Origin of the sequence: Limnohabitans sp. T6-5 (assembly GCF_003063315.1) — a bacterium.
GTDB lineage: Bacteria > Pseudomonadota > Gammaproteobacteria > Burkholderiales > Burkholderiaceae_C > Limnohabitans_A.
The window spans coordinates 321,033-341,724 of sequence record NZ_NERV01000004.1 but is presented as its reverse complement, the minus strand read 5'-3'; the positions used below and the strand labels follow the sequence as shown (position 1 = coordinate 341,724).

The following is a 20,692-nucleotide window of genomic DNA, read 5'->3' as shown; positions in this document are numbered from 1 at the left end:
TTTGTCGCTTGTCTCAGGATGATGAAGAGGCAAACTTCAATGTTCACCGTGCCGGATCAACAACATAAAAATTGCAAATTTTTCCATTTGTGATGGATTGCAATAAACGGCTCACCAAAGTCTCATCAATGCTTTGGTCCGTATGGACATGCCGTGTGCTCATTTGGCTAAAGAAATCTCTTGATGGGTGATTCGCATGGCACGTACATGGCGTAGATGTCCGAGTGACCGCACTAACTAGAACTTATTGCGCATCCAGCTTTCGCCAAACCGGTAAGCTGGCTGTATGGTTGAGATGCATTTTGTTGATTATTTATTAAAAACCAATGAATCATTAATTCAATATGCATGTATTTAATGGTTTTTGTGTACTTGTAGAAAGTAAGTGACTTTATTGAAGATTGTGATGAAAATTCAATGTCCATTAGGATTGCGAATGTAATTTCGTTGTATGCCTACATCAACCGAAACTGAAGCCTTTGCACAACGTCTCCGCCGCGCGTTGGAGGCTTCCGGAGTTCGTGCTTCGCCAACCGTATTGGCCAATGAGTTCAATCTGCGCTTTTGGGGCCGCAGCGTCACGCCGCACACTGCGCGCAATTGGCTGTTGGGCAAAGCCATACCCACTCAGGACAAGCTGCGTGTGTTGGCCGATTGGTTGCAGGTCAGCCCCGACGAATTGCGTTTTGGACGGGAAGGCTTGGTGCTCAAGGCCAGTGAAGGCGATGCCGCGATGGACGCGATGAATATGGCGGATCGTGAAATGCTCAATCGGTATCTGGCTTTGCCACTGAATGAGCGCAAAACAGTGCGTGAGGTGGTTGTGGCTTTGTCTATGGCAGCGGTAGCCAAGAGTAAAACCTGAAGTGATTTTTTTGCGGTGTGAATGCCACGGCACAATCAGGCCATGCCTGCCCCGTCTGCATCTCCATCCCCGTCTTCCAAAACCCTCAGTGCCCCCCAAAAAGCCCTGATCAAGCTGGGTTTGGTGCGTGACATTGATTTGGCGCTGCATTTGCCTTTACGGTATGAGGATGAAACCCGCATCGTCAAGTTGCGCGATGTGCGTGAGGGCGATACAGCGCAAATTGAAGCCACCGTGACGGCTTGCGAGATCACGCAGCGGCCACGTCGGCAGTTGCTGGTGTCGGTGGACGATGGCTCTGACACCTGTGTGATGCGTTTTTTCAGCTTTTACCCGTCGCACCAGAAGGCGCTGGCGGTGGGTAACCGCATACGCGCTCGCGGCGAGGTCAAGGGCGGGTTCATGGGTCTGACCATGATGCACCCGAGCTTCAAGGCCGCAGGGGGCAGCTTGGCCGAGGCCTTGACGCCGGTGTATTCGACGGTGGCGGGATTGGCGCAGGCATATTTGCGCAGGGCGGTGATCACGGGTTTGAACCATGCGGATCTGAGCGAGACGCTGCCCCAAGGCGTGCCCTGGCCTGACCGGCGCGGCGCCTGGTCACTGCGCGATGCGCTGCAGTTTTTGCACCACCCCACACCCGATGTGTCGCTGGCGGCGCTGGAAGACCGCAGCCACCCGGCTTGGGTACGCTTGAAATGTGAAGAGTTGCTGGCGCAGCAGTTGTCGCAGCTCACGGCCAAGCGCGAGCGTGATTTGCTGCGCGCACCCGCATTGACCTTGAAAACCAGTGGTTTGTATGGCCAGTTGCTCAAGGCTTTGCCCTTTGCCTTGACGAATGCCCAGCAGCGTGTGGGCCAAGAGATCGCCATAGACCTGGATCGCCATGTGCCCATGCACCGCTTGCTGCAAGGCGATGTGGGGGCGGGCAAAACCGTGGTGGCGGCGTTGGCGGCCATGGTGGCGGTGGATGCGGGCTGGCAATGCGCCTTGATGGCGCCGACCGAAATTCTGGCCACCCAACACTTTGCCAAGCTCGTGGGCTGGCTGGAGCCTTTGGGGGTCAAGGTGGCCTGGCTGATTGGCAGCCAGAAGAAGAAAGAACGCGCCGCCATGCTGGCGCTGATCGAGTCGGGCGAGGCCGCTTTGGTGGTCGGCACGCACGCGGTCATTCAGGAGCATGTGAAGTTCAAAAACCTGGCGCTGGCGGTGATTGATGAACAACACCGTTTCGGCGTGGCACAGCGCCTGGCCCTGCGCGGCAAGATGCAGGCCGAGGGCATGGAGCCGCACATGCTGATGATGACGGCCACGCCGATTCCGCGCACGTTGGCCATGAGCTATTACGCTGATTTGGATGTGTCGGTGATCGACGAATTGCCCCCGGGCCGCACACCCATCGTGACCCGGGTGGTGTCAGACCACCGCCGCCATGAGGTGGTGGAGCGCATAGGCGCCCAGTTGCAGCAGGGGCGACAGGTGTATTGGGTGTGCCCACTGATCGAAGAAAGTGAAGCCCTGGACCTGACCAACGCCACCCAGACCCATGCCGACCTGAGCGAGGCCTTGCCAGGCGTGATGGTGGGCTTGTTGCATTCGCGCATGCCGGTGGCCGAAAAGAAAGCCGTGATGGACTTGTTCACCAGCGGCCAGATGGGTGTGCTGGTCAGCACCACGGTGATCGAAGTGGGGGTGGATGTGCCCAATGCGTCCTTGATGGTGATTGAACATGCCGAGCGCTTTGGTTTGAGCCAACTGCACCAGTTGCGCGGTCGGGTGGGGCGGGGCGCTGCGGCGTCGGCTTGCGTGTTGCTTTATGGCACGCCAGAGGGTGGGCGTTTGAGTGAGACGGCCCGTGAACGCCTGCGGGCCATGGTGGAGACGAATGACGGTTTCGAGATCGCCCGGCGAGACTTGGAGATTCGTGGGCCTGGCGAGTTCTTGGGCGCTCGCCAGTCCGGCGCACCCTTGCTGCGCTTTGCCGATCTGGAAACCGACACCCCCCTGCTGGAGTGGGCCAGAGCACTGGCCCCACAAATGTTGGACCAACACCGGCAACTGGCCGAGCGCCACATTCACCGTTGGCTGGGCGGCAAATCGGAATACCTCAAGGCGTGAGGCAGCTTTGCTGCTGCCAGCGGCATCAACTTCGATTTGGGACCGGCCTGGAGCTTGCAATGTCAGATCTGGGGGTGTTGGCCTGCGGGGGGGTAACTGTAAGTCGGTGGCTTCATTGCCGACGTTGTTGTCTTTGGCGCAGGCCTCATGTCGGGGCTGAAGGCACCACTTTGCAAATGCCGAATGGCCATTTTTGACGGGCTGTTCTACGGCTTATCTTCGCTTGGCCATCACGGCCATACCCCACAATCGCACCCTTCACTGCTGAAAACCTGCCCCATGACCCTGACTGAACTCAAATACATTGTTGCCGTGGCCCGGGAAAAGCATTTCGGCAAGGCGGCGGAGGCTTGTCATGTGTCACAGCCCACCCTGTCTTTGGCCATCAAAAAGCTCGAGGAAGAGCTGGATATGAAGATATTTGAGCGCAGCGCCAGTGAGGTGTCGGTCACTGCGCTGGGGGATGAGGTGGTGCGCCAGGCCCAAAGTGTGCTGGAGCAGGCGGCAGAGATCAAGGAAATCGCCAAGCGTGGCAAAGATCCGCTGTCCGGACCGCTGCGTTTGGGGGTGATCTACACCATCGGGCCTTATCTGTTGCCCAGTCTCGTGCGGCAGGTCATTGATCGGACACCTCAGATGCCTTTGATGTTGCAAGAAAACTTCACGGTGCGCTTGCTGGAGATGCTGCGCACAGGCGAGATTGACTGCGCAATCTTGGCCGAGCCGTTTCCGGACACGGGCTTGGCCGTGGCACCGCTGTATGACGAGCCCTTCATGGCCGCATTGCCGCGCAATCACGCCCTGGCAGGGGAGGCCTCTTTAACCACCGACCAGCTCAAGGACGAAACCATGCTCTTGCTGGGCACGGGGCATTGCTTTCGCGACCATGTGTTGGAGGTGTGTCCGGAGTTCGCCCGGTTTTCAAGTCGAACCGAAGGCATTCGTAAAAGCTTTGAAGGCTCGTCGCTGGAGACCATCAAGCACATGGTGGCCGCAGGCATGGGCGTGACATTGGTGCCTCGCCTGTCGGTGCCGCCAGAGGCCATCACGGCGCCAGATCAAAAGTCGGTCAATGGCGATGCCCATGTGCGCTATTTGCCGATAGTTGACCCGCAAGGCGGCGTACCGCCGACACGCCGCGTGGTGCTGGCTTGGCGACGCAGTTTCACGCGCTATGAAGCAATCGCCGCCTTGCGCAACGCGGTGTATGCCTGTGAATTGCCGGGCGTGACGCGCTTGTCGTGAGCCCTGTTTGCAGGTCGGTGGTCGAAGACCCCCGACAGGGCATGTTCACCAGTCATGCCCGCATCAAACGGCAGTGTTGAACGGGCAAGCGTCGGACTCTGCGAGTGCCGACCTACGAGGCACTGCGAGTTTGTAGGTCGGTGGTCGAAGACCCCGACAAGGGCATGTTCACCGGTCATGCCCGCATCAAACGGCAGTGTTGAACGGGCAAGCGCCGGACTCTGCAAGTACCGACCTGCGAGGGCACAGCCAGTTATTGATCCGGCCCTGTGAAGTTTGAAGTCAACGGCTTTTCTTTGGCACAGCGATCAGAGTGGGAGCCCCGCCCTCGGGGCGATGTGTGGTGGTCTGCGAGGCTCAATCGCGGCGAGGGCGCTGCTCCCACAAAAAAGCGTTCATGCAAACTTCATCGGGCCGGATCAATAGTAGGTCGGTGGTCGAAGACCCCGACAAGGGCATGTTCACCGGTCATGCCCGCATCAAACGGCAGTGTTGAACGGGCAAGCGTCGGACTCTGCGAGTGCCGACCTACGAGGCACTGCGAGTTTGTAGGTCGGTGGTCGAAGACCCCGACAAGGGCATGTTCACGAGTCATGCCTGCATCAAACGGCAGCGTTGAACGGGCAAATGTCGGACTCTGCGAGTGCCGACCTACGAGGCACTGCGAGTTTGTAGGTCGGTGGTCGAAGACCCCGACAAGGGCATGTTCACCGGACATGTTTGCATCAAGCGGCGTTGTTGAACGGGCAAATGTCGGACTCTGCGAGTGCCGACCTACGAGGCACTGCGAGTTTGTAGGTCGGTGGTCGAAGACCCCGACAAGGGCATGTTCACCGGACATGTTTGCATCAAGCGGCGTTGTTGAACGGGCAAAAGTCGGACTCTGCGAGTGCCGACCTACGAGGCACTGCGAGTTTGTAGGTCGGTGGTCGAAGACCCCGACAAGGGCATGTTCACCGGACATGTTTACATCAAGCGGCGTTGTTGAACGGGCAAAAGTCGGACTCTGCGAGTGCCGACCTACGAGGCACTGCGAGTTTGTAGGTCGGTGGTCGAAGACCCCGACAAGGGCATGTTCACCAGTCGTGCCTGCATCAAGCGGCAGTGTTGAACGGGCAAGCGCCGGACTCTGCGAGTGACGACCTGCGAGGGCAGTTTCGCAGGTCGGTGGTCGAAGAACCCGATACCTGTGCAGGGGCGGCTATATCCCTGTCAACAAAATGTCGGTGTCGATGAGCAGCAGACCATAGTTGGTCGTGGTGCTGGCCACCGTGTTCGAGACGTTGTAGACGGCATAGGTTTGCTGCCCGTTGAGCAACGAGTCCATGGTGATCAATCCGTTGGCATTGACGGTGGTGGTTTCATTGGCATCGAGAACGCCGTTGCCGTTGAAGTCAAAGCTCATGGAGCCGCTGGTCAGCTTGGTGGTTGTGGCATTGAGCACGCTCATGTCCAGCGCATCCCCGGCGTTACCGTCAATCACCAACCGCGCCCGTGAATTCAGGTTGGCATTGGTGACGTCGGTGACATCGCTGAGCTCCACAATGTCTTCACGAGCCAGCCGCAAGGTGTTGTTGCCGCTGCCTGTCAGGTCAATGCGCTCGATGCTGACCCAGTTGTTGGTGCCGGTCAGGGTCAAATCCAAGGCGAGCCCAGAACCATCAAACTTGATGATGTCTACCCCTGCGCCGCCGTCAATGGTGTCTGCACTGGTGTCATTCATCCAGTTGTTGTCGTAAACGAATACATCGCTGCCCAATTCACCGCGTGCAATATTGGCGCCTGCGCCGATGATGATGGTGTCATTGCCGACCACCGATCCGACTGTGCCTTCGCCGCCGATGAGGGTGTCGTCGCCTGCGCCACCGTCCATCCAGTCGCCGCCAGCCCCGCCACTGATGTAGTCGTTGCCTGCACCGCCGTACAGGGTGTCCAGGCCATCATCGGTGCTGCCGCCTTGCATGGAGTCGTTGCCGCTTCCGCCATCCATCCAGTCAGCGCCTGTACCGCCGTCCATGGTGTCGTTGCCACCCGCGCCATAGGCCGTGTCGTTGCCTGTTCCAAGCAGCATAGAGTCGCTGCCTGCTCCATCCAGCACCCAGTCGCTGCCTGCGCCTGCAGACACCGTGCTGGCCGCATCCGACATGTAAATGGTGTCGTTGCCCGGGATGGTGTCGTTGATGGTGTCATCACCCCAGACTTTGTCGCCATTGGTCGTGCCGCCATTGCGCAGGTCAATGAAGTCATCGCCATAACCACCCCAGACCGTTTCTACCCCCGTTGAGCCGGTGCTGACGATGATGTCGTTGCCTGCCCCGCCGTGGATGGAGCCTGCGTACAGGCCAATTTGCGTGATGCGGTCGTCCCCATCGCCGCCCACCATGGAGTTGTTGCTGCCCGATGAGCTGATGGTGTCATTGCCCAAACCACCCCACAAGGTGCTGTTGGTGCTGGCACTGTTGACCAATATGTAGTCGTTGCCGTCATTTCCGGTCACGCTGTTGGTGCCACCGCCTGCATTGATCCAGTCGTTGTCGGTGCCCGCATCGATGTAGTCGTTGCCGACGCCTGTGATGATGGTGTCATTGCCCGTACCGCCCACCACGGTGTTGGCGCCGTCGCCCACGCTCACCCAGTCGTTGTCGGCGCCTGCATCGACCTTGTCTGCACCAGTGCCCGCGCTGATCGAGTCATTGCCTGCGCCACCCGAAATGGTGTTGGCGCCATTGCCCGCATCGACCGTGTCGTTGCCCGCACCGGCCACCAGAGAGTCCGCACCAGCCAAGGCATACACGATGTCGTTGCCGTCGCCCAAATCGGCTTGCTGTGTCGCGTTATAAGAGCCGCCCAGATAGACGGTGTCATTGCCCGCACCTGACGTCACGGTGTCGTCTGCCGAATCGCTCTTGCCCGCATCAATGTAGTCGTTGCCCGCGCCAGTGATCACTTTGTCGGCGCTGTAGATATTCAGCTGTCCGGTGACCACCACGTTGTTGCCATCACCGGCATTGACATAGCCACTTCGATAAGAAGGCGTCGTGTCGTTGTTGTAGCTGCCGCTGACACCGTAGCTGCCGTAAATGGTGTCATCGCCTGCGCCGGTCACCACCGTGTCGCCAAAGCCCGCACTGGTCAGGCTGACCCAGTTGTTGCCGCCCGTGATGCTGACCAGGTCTGTGCCCTGTCCCGCGTAAATCGTGTCGTTGCCAAGACCTGCAAAAATCTTGTCACTGCCCGTGTCTGCACCTGAATCAATCCAGTTGTCGCCATTGCCTGCGTAGACATAGTCAGCGCCCGCACCCGTCATGAACCGTTCGTTGGCCAGCGTGCCCCACACGGTGTCCGCGCCAGAGCCGCTCAGGATGTTCTCAAACCCCCGGATGTAGTCGGTGTTGTAGTTGGTTTGTGCGCCCACAGTCACCGCCTGGAAGGTGGCCGATGCGCCATTGAGGCTGACCGCCACCGATTCGGTCGATCCGAAGTAAGAAATCCAGTCGTTCCCCTCGCCGCCATCGATGGTGTCGCGGTCCTGGTTGTTGCTGTTGTTGCCCAGGCCACCCGGGTTCACGGTGTCGTTGCCGGCCCCTGCAAAGACAGAGTCAGACCCCAAACCTGTCCAGATGCTGTCGTTGCCATTGCCCGTGATCACGGTTTCGGCCCAGTTCAAGCTGTTGCCCACGCTGGTGGTCGGGTAGTTGGAGAACGGGTTGTAGACCACGTTGCCATTGCCGAACTTGAGCACATCCATCTGGGTCACGAAGTCCGTGCCATTGAAGGCATCGGTGACCAAAGTGAAGTCCACCGTGGTGGTGCCCGAACGGCCAATGGCGTTGACCTGTCCGTTGTAGGCACTCATGTCCAGCGTGTCGTTGGTGGCGGCGACAGTGTCACCACCGTTGTAGGTGTCATTGCCGCTTTCCAGATAGAAGAGCACTGCGCCCGCCCCCCCGTTCATGGCGTCGTTGCCCGACCCGCCGATCAAGGTGTCGTTGCCGTTGACGGCATTCAAAATATCGTTGCCAGCATTGCCCCACAAGATGTTGCTGACCGAGTCACCAAAAATGGTGTCTGAGCCCGAACCGCCTGCAATGTTCTCAATGCCGTTGAGCGTGTCCGGACCATTGATGCCCGCGTTCACGGTGGTATTGGCGCCGATGGTGGTGCTCAGGGTCACGTTGATCCCCGCCGAACTGCTGCTGTAGTCTGCCCAATCGTTGCCTGCACCGCCCGAGATCGAATCGGCACCACTGCCACCTGTCAGGGTGTCATCGCCCGCATCGCCAAACAAGGTGTCGTTGCCCGCAGCGCCCATGAGCCAGTTGGCCGTGGCGTTGCCCGCCAGACTGTCTGCGCCCGCACTGCCCAGCACGTTTTCAATGTTCACAAGCGTGTCACTGCCTGCCGCGCCGCTGGTGGTGCCCACCAGCAGGTTCACTGTCACGCCTGTGGTGGGGTCGCCCGCATTGGCGGTGTATTCGGCCCAGTCGATGCCGGCGCCACCGTTCAACGAGTCGTTGCCCGAGCCACCGATCAAGGTGTCATCGCCTTTGGCGCTGTTCAGCGTTTCATTGCCAGCGCGGCCATTGACACGGTCCGCTTCGTCGGTGCCGGTCCACAAAGGGTCGGTCGCTTCGGTGAGCACGGTGGTGTAGATGACGCTGATGCCTTGCTGCATGGCCAGTGTGTCGTTGCCGCCCACCACGCTGTTGCTGTAGAGGCGATAGGTGTTGCCGCCAATGACCGTGGTGTCGGCCAGGCCGTCTTTGTTTTCGTCAATGCCACCAAAGCCGTCAGGCAAATAAGCCTTGCCATTGGTGCCGTCCACGCGCAGGAAGGACGCTTGTCCGACCATGCCGGTGATGGCGTCAATGTTCAGCGAGTCACTGCCCATGATCAGCTGGTTCAGGCCGCTGCCCATGTCAATGACTTCAATGCTGCTGATGGCGCCCAACTCGCGTGCCGCCCCGGCCACCGTACTGGCCTGAGACAGGTCAAACAGCGTGCCGTAAGCCGACGACAGACTCAGTGTGTCCGTGCCACCGCCGCCTTGAATCGTGGTGCCCGAGAAATCGGTGCCAATATCGAGCAAGGTGATCAGATCATTGCCATCGCCTGCCAGCAAAATGCCTTGGCCGCTGACCGAGAGCACGTCGTCACCCGTGCCCGCATCCACCAAGGCCGTGCTGTCTTGACCAATCATGAAAATCGTGTCGTTGCCGCCACCGGCCAGCAAGGTGTCGTTGCCGCCACCGCCAATGATGTTGTTGGCATTGGCGTCACCGCCCAAACGGTCACTGAATGTGGAGCCGTACAGGTTTTCGATGGCGCTGAGGGTATCGACCCCGTTGGCCAAGGTGGCTCGTCCCAAACTCAAATCAATCTGTACGCCGCTGGCGACGGTGATGTGGCCATAACTGGCCCAGTCCAGACCCTCCCCGCCTTGCATGTTGGCGCCACCAAAACCGAGCAAGGTGTCATCACCCAGACCCGCGATCAAGGTGTCGTTGCCGCCAAAGCCATACAAGGAGTCCGCGCCATCGCCGGCCGACAAAATGTTGGCGCCTGCATCGCCCTGCATCACGTCGTTGTAGCTGGTGCCCAGCACGTTGGGGATGTTGGTGATCGTGTCTGTGCCGCCGCTGAAGTCTGTCGCGACTGTGGCCGACAAGTTGATCTGCACCGCACCTGCATCGCGACTGTAATCGACCCAATCCTGTCCGCCTGCCGTGCCGTCCATGCGGTCACTGCCCGCCCCTCCGTAGAGAGTGTCATCGCCCACGCCACCCGTGAGGGTGTCGTCGCCGTCGTCGCCTTGCAAGTTGTCATTGCCAGCCCCGCCATTGAAGCTGTCGTTGCCATCGCCACCGATCAAGATGTTGGCATTGAGGTCACCCGTCAGGGTGTCAGCAAATGATGTGCCGACGACGTTTTCCATGTTACTGATCACATCGGTGGCGCCTGTGCCATCGGTGATGTTGGCTGCCGTGGCGCCGTTCAAGGTGCCTGACACGCCCACTGTGGTGTTGCCCTGGCTGAAGTCGATCCAATCCACGCCATCGCCGCCGTCAATCGTGTCGGCGCCTGCACCGTTGATGACCGTGTCACTGCCGTCTCCCAAAATCATCGAGTCCGCGCCAGCGCCGCCGTCAAACACGTTGGCCCCTGCGGTGCCCACCAGTGTGTCTGCACCTGAGCCTGTGATGATGTTTTCAAAGCCATCGACCTTGTCGCTCACCACGGCGGCATCCGCGCCCGTGGCCAGACCGGTGTTCAGATTCACGTTGACGGCAGTGGTGACGCCGTCATAGCTGATGGTGTCGTTGCCCAGTTTTCCGAAAATGTCGTCGTCGATGCCTACCCCTCGGCTGATGCCGCTGATCAGGTCATCGCCATCGGTGCCGTTCAAGGCCCAACGAATGGTGATGGCGTTGTTGTCCCCCAGATTGCTGCCGATGGGCACCTGTGCATCGCTGGTGCTGTTGCCTGCCAGATCGGTCAAGTTCACGTTTAGGAAGGTGTCTACCGTCAAGTCGGTGGTCGATTCACCGGCGCCCACCACGTAGCTGCCGCTCAATTGCGTGCCACTGGCTTGGGCGGTCAGGGTGACCTGTGCGCCCGTGTTGAGGTTGACCACCACATAGGAGCCCGCTTGCACGGGCTCATTCAAATCCATCAGGATGTCGATGGTGTTGCCCAGGGTGGCGCCCGAGGTGTACTGAATGGAGGTGCTGTAGATGTTGGATACCGTGGGTGCAGTGGTGTCCAGCGTGAAGGTGCGCGAGGCCACCGAACTGATGTTGCCAAAGCTGTCGCGTGCCCTGATCTTGAGGTTGTACACCCCATCCACAGTGGGGGCGGTGTAGCTGCTGACCCAGCCGGCGTTGTCCAGGTTGTATTCGACCGTTCCCCCGGTTTCGAGGTTGTCCACAAACACACGCACATCGTTGGTCAAACTGTCGCTGGCGCTGCTGCCCGAGTCGCAAAAGAGGTTCAGCGTGGGCAGCACACACGAGGTGTCGAGTGTGAAACTCAATGCGCTGACGGCACTGCTGTTGCCGGTGAAGTCCATCTGACGAACCCACACGTCGTTGGTACCATCGCGGGCCGCAAAGGTGGAGGTCCAGGTGTTGCCCGAATCGGTGCTGTACTGCACCAGGGCCAGGTTTTCTGTGCCTGTCACCGCAATGCGGCCATCGTTGGTCAAGTAGTCGCCCGATGTGCCTGCATCGCAGACCAGCGCAACACTTGGCGCAGCCGGGGCGGTGGTGTCCAGCGTGAAGACCAGCGGCGCTGTGGTAGCGGTGTTGCCCAATGCGTCGGAGACGACCTGGCGCACTTGGTAATTGCCGTCCATCACGGGCGAGAAGGTGGGCTTCAAAACGCTCCACGTATTTCCTGCGTCGGTGCTGTACTGGTAGAGCACCGTGTAACCCATGCCGTACGTAACGCTGGAGCGCACTTGGCCCACATTGGAAATGCGGTCGGCGGTGTAGCTGGCGCTGCGCCCACTGTCGGTCACCAGGCTGAGGGTGCCCACTGCGGGTGGCGTGTTGATGAGGGTGAAATCCAGCTCGCTCACGCTGACATTGCCCGCCTTGTCGGTGGTGCGCACTTCCACCGCATAGTCGCCATTGCTGCTGGGTGGCAAATACGAACTGGCCCAATCGCGCACCAGTGTTTTGTCGGCCAGGCTCACGCGGTAACTGAGGGTGGCGCCACTTTCTGCACTGCCGACAATGATGTCCGCCAGGCTGGTGATGTGGTCGGTGCTGGAGCTGCCGCTGTCGCAGGTCAAGCTGACGGGTGTTTCCAGCAGCTGCGTGTCCAGCGTGAACTGCAAGGTGTTGCTGGTCCCCACATTGCCTGCGCCATCGACCACGCGGATGGTGACCTTGTTGAGGCCATCCACCGCAAAAAAGGTGTTGCTCCAGGTGCTGCCGCCGTCGTTGGAATAGCTGACCACGTCGGTCGTCAAGACGCCGGTGGTTGTGATGCTCTTGTCGCGGGTATAAAAGTCGCTGGCACTGGCGCCCGAATCACAGCTCAAGGCAATGCTGGGGGACGGGGCCACGGTGTCAAAGATGAAGGCCAAGGGTTCGGATACGCTGACATTGCCTGCTGTGTCGGTCACGCGGGCCATCACCGTGTTGGCACCCTGGATGGCTGCAAACGTGGCATTCCACAACGTGCCATTGGTGCTGTATTCAATGCGGGCATCCGCATCCACGTTGAAGGCCTGGATGGTGGCTTGCGAGCTGATGTTGTCGCCCTGACTGCCCGTGTCACACGACAAGGCCAGACTGGGTTTGTTCAGTTGGGTGTCCAGTGTGAACGTCAGGCTGCTGGGTGTTCCCGCATTGCCTGCGGCATCCACTGCGCGCGTGTACACCGTGTTGCTGCCTTCACCGGCCGCAAAGGTGGTGCCCCATTGCGTACCATTGGTGCTGTATTGCAAGACCAAACCGGTTTCGATGGTGCTGATGCTCAGTGCCGCATTGCTGGTGATCTTGTCCGTGCCATTGCTGCCGGTGTCACACACCAGGGCCAGCGCCGATGTGTCGGGCCCGGTGCTGTCGAGGGTGAAGCTGAAATCGGTCGCCGCACCAATGTTGCCCGCCGTGTCGGTGACACGCACCTTGATGCTGTTGCTGCCTTCGGTGGCGGTGAAGCTGGTGCTCCAGCTGCTGCCGTTGGTGCTGTACTCAACCACGCCGCTGATTTCGGCGCTGCTGACCATGAAGCCCGGGTTGGCCGTCAAGCGGTCGGTGCCACTGGTGCCGCTGTCGCACACCAGGCTGACCGTGGGGGCCACGGGGGCAATGGTGTCGAGGGTGAAGGTCAGGCTGCCCGCCGGGCTGACGTTACCCGCCTTGTCGGTCACGCGCGCAAACACGCTGTTGACGCCTTCAGTCGACGCAAACGTGGTGCCCCACACGTTGCCGTTGGTGCTGTATTCCAGCAAGCCACCCGCCTCGGCACTGACGTTGATCACGCTTTCGTGCGTGGTCCGGTCGTTGCTGCTGGCGCCCGTGTCATTGGCCAGGGCCACTGCGGGCGCTGTCGGGTTGGTGCTGTCAAAAGTGAAGCCGTAATCCTGCAGGCGCTGATTGCCCGCAGCATCGGTCACGCGGATCTTGATGCTGTTGTTGCCCTCGACCGCGCTGAAGGTGTTGCTCCAGCTGGCACCCGCAGTGCCATAGTTGGTGCTGAACTCCACGGTGGCACCGCTTTCAATGCCACTGAGGCTCAAGCGCCCATCCCGGCTTATTTGGTCTGCAGTGCTGGCGCCGCTGTCACACACCAGTGCCACGCTGAAGGCTGACATTTGGGTGTCGAGCGTGAAATTCAAGGTGTTCGATGTGGCCACATTGCCCGCCCCATCGGTGGCTCGTACCGTGACGGTGTTGGCCCCCTCGCCCGCAGTGAAAGTGGTGAACCAGGTTTGCCCGCTGTCGGTGCTGTATTCCAGCAAGGTGCCGCTTTCGGCGCTGACACTGAGTGTGCCGATGCTGCTGACCTTGTCGCTGCCGCTGCTGCCCGTGTCGCAACTCATGGCGATGGTCGGGGCGGTGATGCTTTTGTCGATGACCAGTGTCAGCGTTGTTGCGGGGCTGGTGTTGCCTGCGCTGTCGATGGCCACCACGGTGACGTTGCCGCTGGCAATGCTTTGCGTGGGCGTGACCGACCAGGTGCCGTTGGCACCCACGGTGGTGGACATGAACTCGCCCGTGCCGGGGAAGCTGACCTGGATGGTGTCGCCCGCTGTGCCGTTGCCGCTCACGGTGGGCGTGTCGTCGTTGGTCAGGTTGTCGCTCAGGTTGCCGGTGTTGCTGCTGTCATCCAGGCGCACGGTGAACACGGGTGCTTGGGTGTCGATGGCATAGCTGGTCGAAGCGCCCGTGCCGCTGTTGCCCGACTCGTCGGTGTAGCTGCCAGCCAGGCTGATCAGGTTGCTGGCTGCCGTGGTGTTGGCCTGCGGCGTGAAGGTGGCGGTCCAGGTCAGGCCGTCGGCGCTGGCCACGAACTCGGTCAGGCTGCCATTGGGTGCAGTGACATCGGTTTTGCTGAAGTCCAGCACCTTTTCACTGAAGGTGATGCTCACGGTGGCCGTTTCACCGGCCTTCAAGGCGCTGTCGCTCAGGGCGATGCTGGCCGTGGGCGCTTTCAGGTCGATCTGGTAATTGCCACTTTGCGCACCGGTACCCTGGTTGCCCAGTTGGTCGGCGTAGCTGTTGGACAGGCTGATCACGTTGCTCGCATCGGCTGTGCCGGGCGTGGGGGTGAACGTGGCCACCCAGGTCTTGCCGCCGTCGGTACTGGACAGTGGGCCCAGCGTGCCGTTTTCCACGGTGACATCGCTGTTGTCAAAGCCCGTGACCTTTTCGCTGAAGCTGATGGTCACTTGCGCTGTGTCGCCCGCCAGCAAGCGGGTTTTGTTCATCACGATGGTGGCTGTCGGGCCTTGCGTGTCCACCGCGTAATTGGCGCTGGCGGCCACGCCGCCCGCATTGCCGGCCATGTCGGTGTAGGCGCCCCCATTGACGCTCAGGGTGTTGGTGGCGCGTTCGATGCCGCTGGTGGCCGTGAACATGCCCACCCAGGTCTTGCCTCCGTCGCTGCTGGACAAGGGGCTCAAGTCACCGCCTGGCGCGGTGACATCGGCGTTGCTGAAGTCCTTGACCGCTTCGCTGAAGCTGATGGTGACCGTCGCGTTTTGTCCCGCCGTGAAACTGCTGACGGCGGCGCCCATGCTGTCTTTGAGGGTGATGGTGGCGTTGGCGGCCTGCGTGTCGATCTGGTAGTTGCCACTGGCCCCGGCTGTGCCGGTATTGCCCGATGCATCGTTGTAGCTGCTGGCCAGAGTGATGACATTGGTGGTGGATTCGACATGGATGTCGGGCGTGTAGGTCGCCGTCCAGGTCTTGCCGCCATCGGCGCTGGTCAAGGTGCCCAGGCTGCCATGGGCCACTTGCACATCGTCGTTGCCAAAGCTTTGCACCGCCTCATTGAAGGTGATGGTCACCAGTGTGCTGTCACCGGCCTTGAGGTTTTCATTGGCCAGCTGAATGGTCGTTGTCGGGGCCAGTGTGTCGAGCTGGTAGTTGCCGGTTTGCGCGGCGGTGCCCGTGTTGCCCGCCACATCGGTGTAGGTGGCCAACAGGCGCACCACATTGCTCGTGTCTTCGATGCGGGCGGTCGGGGTGAGGGTGGCGGTCCAGGTCTTTCCGCCATCGCTGGTGCTCAGGCCGCTGAGGACGGCGTTGTCGGCGCTCAGGTCGCTCAGGTCGAAGCTCGTGACTTTTTCGCTGAAGCTGATGGACAGGCTGGCCGTCTCGCCCACCTTGAGGCTGCTCTTGTCCAGCACGATGCTTTGCACGGTGGGCACTGCCGTGTCCACGCTGTAGCTGCGGCTGGCTTGCACGGTGGCGGTGTTGCCCGCCAAATCCGAGGCCACCAGCTTCAAGGCCACGGTGGCATCCGGGTCTGCCGTCAGGTCGGTGGTGACCACATCCAGACTGTATTGGCCCACGGTGTCTACCGTGGTGCTGTAGTTCACACCATTGAGCACCACCTGGATCAAGTCACCCTGACGAGCGTTGGTCGTGGCGCCGCTGATCTTGCTGGTGGCATTGGCTGCATCGGCCGGGCCGACCGCATCGTCGCCGGTGATCGGGTTGACGCTCAGCGTGGGCGCGGGCGCCGTGGTGTCCAGTGTGAAATTGAGTGTGCTCATGGCGCTCACGTTGCCTGCGCCATCGGTCTGACGCACGCGCACGCTGTTGAGGCCCTCGGTGGCCACAAAGGTGGTGCCCCAAGTGTTGCCATCGGTGCTGTATTGCACGCTGGCGTCAGCGTCCACGCCGCTGACCACCAGTGTGCCCTGGCTGGACACCTTGTCACTGCCGCTGGCGCCGCTGTCACACGTCAGGCTGGGGGTGAGAGTGCTGACGTTCTTGTCGATGAACAGGTTGAAGGTCGCCGAGCTGTTGGCGCCGCTGTTGGGGCGCGTGTAAAACACGCTGACTTCGCCCGAGGTCACCGCTTTGGCCGCAGTCACTGACCACATACCGTTGATGTCCACCGTCGCTTGCAGCACTTCGGGGGCGCCGCCATCCACGGGTGCTGGCAAGGTCACCTGCACCGTGGCGCCAATTTCCCCGGAGCCGCTGATGGTGGGGGTGTCGTCGTTGGTGAGCGTGTCTTTCAAGCTGCCGCTGTTGCTGGCATTGTCCAGGCGCGCCGTGAAAGTGCCTGCCTGTGTGTTCAGCGTGAAGACCAATTCATCGGAGGTGGCCACGTTACCGGCCGCATCTCTGACCTGCACAAACACGCCGTTGCTGCCTTCCACCGCCGCAAACGTGGTGCCCCAGGTGATCGCATCACGGCTGTAGAGCACGCTGGCGTCCGCGTCCACACCGTTCAAGGTGAGGGCGCCATTGGTGGTGATCAGATCAATTGGCGTGCCGGTGTCACACACCAAGGCCACCAAGGGCTTGGAGAGGGTTTTGTCCAAGGTGAATGTCAGCGAGCTGGCGGTGCTGACGTTGCCCGCCGCATCCACCACCCGTGCCTGCACGGTTTGACTGCCTTCGATGGCTGCCCAGGTATTGGCCCACAAGGTGCCATTGGTGCTGTACTGAAAACTGGCCCCCGACTCCAGCGTGGACAGACTCAAGCTGCCATCGCGGGTGATGAGGTCGCCCGAGCTGGTGCCGCTGTCGCACACCAAGACCATGCCAGGCGCCATTGGGGCGCTGGTGTCGAGCGTGAAACTGGTCTCGGTCGCTGCACTCACATTGCCTGCGGCGTCGCTCACGCGCACCTTGACCAGGTTCAAACCTTCGGCCGCTGTGAAGCTCGTCATCCAGGTGCTGCCATTGCTGCTGTATTCAACGACCCCACCTGCCTCGGCAGTGTTGACACTCAATGTGCCGGTGTGGCTGACTTTGTCGGTGGCGCTGCTGCCGCTGTCGCACAGCAAAGCCACCCCTGGCGCCGTGGGGGCGGTGTTGTCCAGGGTAAAGCTCAAGCTGCCCGTGCTGCTGACATTTCCGGCCTTGTCGGTCACCCGCGCAAAGACGTTGTTGGCGCCTTCGGTCGCATTGAAGGTGGTGGCCCAGGTGCTGCCGTTGGTGCTGTATTGCAAGGTGGCACCCGCTTCAGCCGTGGTGTTGATCACCCCGATCTGGGTTTTGCCATCGGTGCTGCTGGTGCCCGTGTCCTGCACCAGGCTGATGAGGGGCGTGGTGGGCGCGGTGTTGTCGAAGGTGAAGTTGAAACTTTGTGCGCGCTGATTGCCTGCGGCATCCGTGACGCGCACCTGCACACTGTTGAGCCCTTCGGTGGCCGCATACGTGCTGCGCCAAACGCTGCCATCGGTGCTGTAGTCGACCACGGCACCAGCCTCGGCCCCCGAGAGTGTCAAGCTGGCATCCAGGCTGACTTGGTCGCTGCTGCTGGTGCCGCTGTCGCATTGCAAGGCCACCTGGAATGACGCCGTCTGGCTGTCCAGGGTGAAGCTCAGCGGCGTGGACACGGCCACATTGCCTGCGGCGTCGGTGGCGCGCAAGGTGACCGTGTTGGCGCCTTCTGCGGCCACAAAGGTCGTGGCCCAGGTGCTGCCGTTGGTGCTGTATTCGAGCGTGCTGCCCGCATCGGCGCTCACGCTGAGCGTGCCGTTGTTCGTGATCTTGTCAGCGGCACTGATGCCGCTGTCGCAGACCAGGGCCACACTGGCCTGGCCCATGCTCGTGTCGATCACCAGGCCCAGCGTTTTGGCCGGGCTGCTGTTGCCAGACACATCGGTCGCCATGACACTCACGCTGCCACTGCTGATGGCCAGCGTGGGGGTGATGCTCCAGCTGCCGTTGGCGGCCACGGTGGTGCTCAGCACCTCGCCTGTGCCGGGCAGGGTCACGCGAATTGTGTGACCGGCTGTGCCCGTGCCGCTGATCGTGGGTGTCGCGTCGTTGGTGATCAGGTCTGCCGTGCTGCCACTGTTGCTGGCCGCATCCAGTTGCAGTGTGAAACTCGGTCCCTTGGTGCTGACCGCATACGCGGCGGTGGCCACTTGACCGGCATTGCCAGCCTCATCGGTGTAGGTGTTGGCCAGCGCGAGCGTGTTGCTGGCTGCATCGGTGTCGCTGGCCGGTGTGAAGGTCGCCGTCCAAGTCAAACCGTCCGTGCTGGGGGTGAACTCGCCCAGGCTGCCGTTGGGCGCCGTCACATCGGCCAGGCTGAAGCCCTGCACTTTTTCGCTGAAGGTGATCGTGACGGTGGCCGTCTCGCCCGCTTTCAGCGAGCTGTCGCTGAGCGCGATGCTGGCCGTGGGGGCCTTTTGGTCGATGACGTAGTTGGCGCTCTGCGCGCTGGCGCCCTGGTTGCCCGCCACATCGGTGTAGCTGTTGGTCAGGGCCACGGTGTTGGTGGCATCGGCCACGCCGGGTGTGGGCGTGAAGGTGCCCACCCAGGTCTTGCCGCCGTCGGTGCTGCTCAGGGTGCTCAGCGTGCCGTTGTCCACCGTGACATCGCTGTTGTCAAAGCCGGTGACTTTCTCGCTGAAGGTGATGGTGACTTGCGCTGTGTCGGTCGCCAGGAAGTTGCTCTTGCTCAGGGCCACCGTGGCCGTCGGTCCTTGCGTGTCCACGGCGTAGTTGCTGCTGGCGACCACGCCCCCGGCGTTGCCTGCCAGGTCGCTGTAGCCTGCGGCGTTCACGCTCAGGGTGTTGGTGGCGTCTTCCACATTGGCAGCGGCCGTGAAGGTGCCCACCCAGGTCTTGCCACCATCGCTGCTGGACAAGGGGCTGAGGCTGCCGCTGTCCACCGTCACATCGGCGTTGCTGAAGTCCTTGACGGCTTCGCTGAAGCTGAGGGTGACCGTGGCGCTTTGGCCTGCGGTGAAGCTGCTGACGGCAGCGCCGCTGGCGTCTTTGAGGGTCAGCGTGGCGCTGGGCAGTTGGGTGTCGATCTGGTAATTGCCGCTGGTGCCCGCCTCGCCTGCGTTGCCCAGCACATCGGTGTAGCTGGCCGCCAGGGTGATGACGTTGGTCACCGAGGTGATGTTGGCCGTGGGGGTGTACGTGGCCGTCCAGGTCTTGCCACCATCGGCACTCGTCAGGGTGCCCAAGCTGCCGTTGGCCACGGTGACGTCGCTGTTGCCAAAGCCTTGCACCGGCTCGTTGAAGCTGATGGTGAGCGTGGTGCTGTCCCCGGCTTTGAGGTTTTCATTGGCCAGCTTGATGATGGCCGCTGGCGCCAAGGTGTCCAGCACGTAGTTGGCGCTTTGCGCAGCGGAGCCGGTGTTGCCCGCCAGGTCGGTGTAGGTGGCCAGCACCTTGACCACATTGGACGTGTCTTCGATGGAAGCCGTGGGCGTGAGCTTGGCGCTCCAGGTGAGGCCCCCATCGGTGGTGGCCAGGTTGCTCAGCACGCCGTTGTCGGCGCTCAGATCGCTCAGGTCAAAGGCGCTGACTTTCTCGGAGAAGGTCAGGGTCACGTTGGCGGTCTCGCCCAGTTTGAGGGTGCTCTTGTCCAGCACGATGCTTTGCACCGTGGGGGCTGTGGCGTCCACGCTGTAGCTGCGCGCGGCAGAGGCGCTGGCGCTGTTGCCAGCGGCATCGGTGGCCAGCACCTGGGCGCTGAGCTTGAAGTCCGAGTCGGCGCTCAGGTCGGCCGTGGCCACGTTGATGCTGTACTCGCCGACCACGTCCACGGTGCCGGTGTAGCTCACACCGTTGAGCACCAGGGTGATGACATCGCCTGGGCGTGCGCCGGTGCTGGTGCCACTGATTTTGGTGGTGGTGCTGGCTGCATCCACCGGCCCCACGGCATCGTCGCCCGTGATCGGGTTGATGCTGAGTGTGGGCGCGGGTGCCGTGGTGTCCAGGGTGAAGCCCAAAGAGCTGGTGGCGCTGACGTTGCCTGCCGCGTCCATCTGGCGCACTTGCAGGGTGTTGAGGCCTTCGGTGGCGGCAAAGGTGCTGGCCCAGGTGCTGCCATCGGTGCTGTACTGCACGGTGGTGTCGGCGTCCTGGCCGGTGACCGTCACATCGCCTGTGCGGGTGATCTTGTCGCTGCTGCTGGTGCCGCTGTCGCAGACCAGGGCCAGGCTGAGGTTGCCGGGCAAGCTGGTGTCGATTTGCAGGCTCAGGGTTTGGGCGGCGCTGGTGTTGCCCACGGCGTCGGTGGCGATCACGCTGACGGTGCCCGAGGTGATGGCTTGGGTGGCCGTGGCGCGCCAGGTGCCGTCTGCGGCGACGGTGGCAGACACCACTTCACCGGCAACGGGCGGGGTGGCAGAAGGGTTGCCGGGGAAAGTCACGCTGAGGGTGTCGCCGGGGTTGCCGGTGCCGCTCAGGGTAGGGGTCGCGTCGTTGGTGAGGGTGTCGTCCAGACTGCCGCTGTTGCTGGCGTTGTCCAGTTGCACGGTGAAGCTGGGGGCCAGGGTGTCCAGGCTGTAGTTGG

4 protein-coding genes (1 of these 4 running past the window's edge) are annotated in these 20,692 nt (G+C 61.4%); 3 read left to right on the top strand and 1 reads right to left on the bottom strand.

Translation table 11 applies throughout. The features are described from left to right. The first annotated feature begins 451 nt into the window (after positions 1-451). From B9Z51_RS18710 to B9Z51_RS16860, 3 genes are all read left to right on the top strand, one after another. Positions 452-865: a hypothetical protein gene (locus B9Z51_RS18710; RefSeq protein WP_199227572.1), complete on the top strand. Its 414-nt coding sequence runs from the start codon at positions 452-454 to the stop codon at positions 863-865. Between the two features lie 42 nt (positions 866-907). Next, positions 908-2,983 (top strand): ATP-dependent DNA helicase RecG, encoded by a 2,076-nt coding sequence (gene recG / locus B9Z51_RS16865; protein WP_233255014.1) that lies wholly within the window; start codon positions 908-910, stop codon positions 2,981-2,983. A gap of 279 nt (positions 2,984-3,262) precedes the next feature. Then, positions 3,263-4,228: a LysR substrate-binding domain-containing protein gene (locus B9Z51_RS16860; protein WP_108376366.1), complete on the top strand. Its 966-nt coding sequence runs from the start codon at positions 3,263-3,265 to the stop codon at positions 4,226-4,228. 1,201 nt (positions 4,229-5,429) lie between these two features. On the opposite strand, the gene B9Z51_RS16855 is transcribed toward B9Z51_RS16860, so the two are convergent. After that, positions 5,430-20,692, bottom strand: partial view of an Ig-like domain-containing protein gene (locus B9Z51_RS16855; RefSeq protein ID WP_146187795.1) — the 3' end only. Its footprint extends 17,074 nt past the window's final position; only the last 15,263 of its 32,337 coding nucleotides appear in the window; its start codon lies beyond the right edge, outside the window; its stop codon occupies positions 5,430-5,432.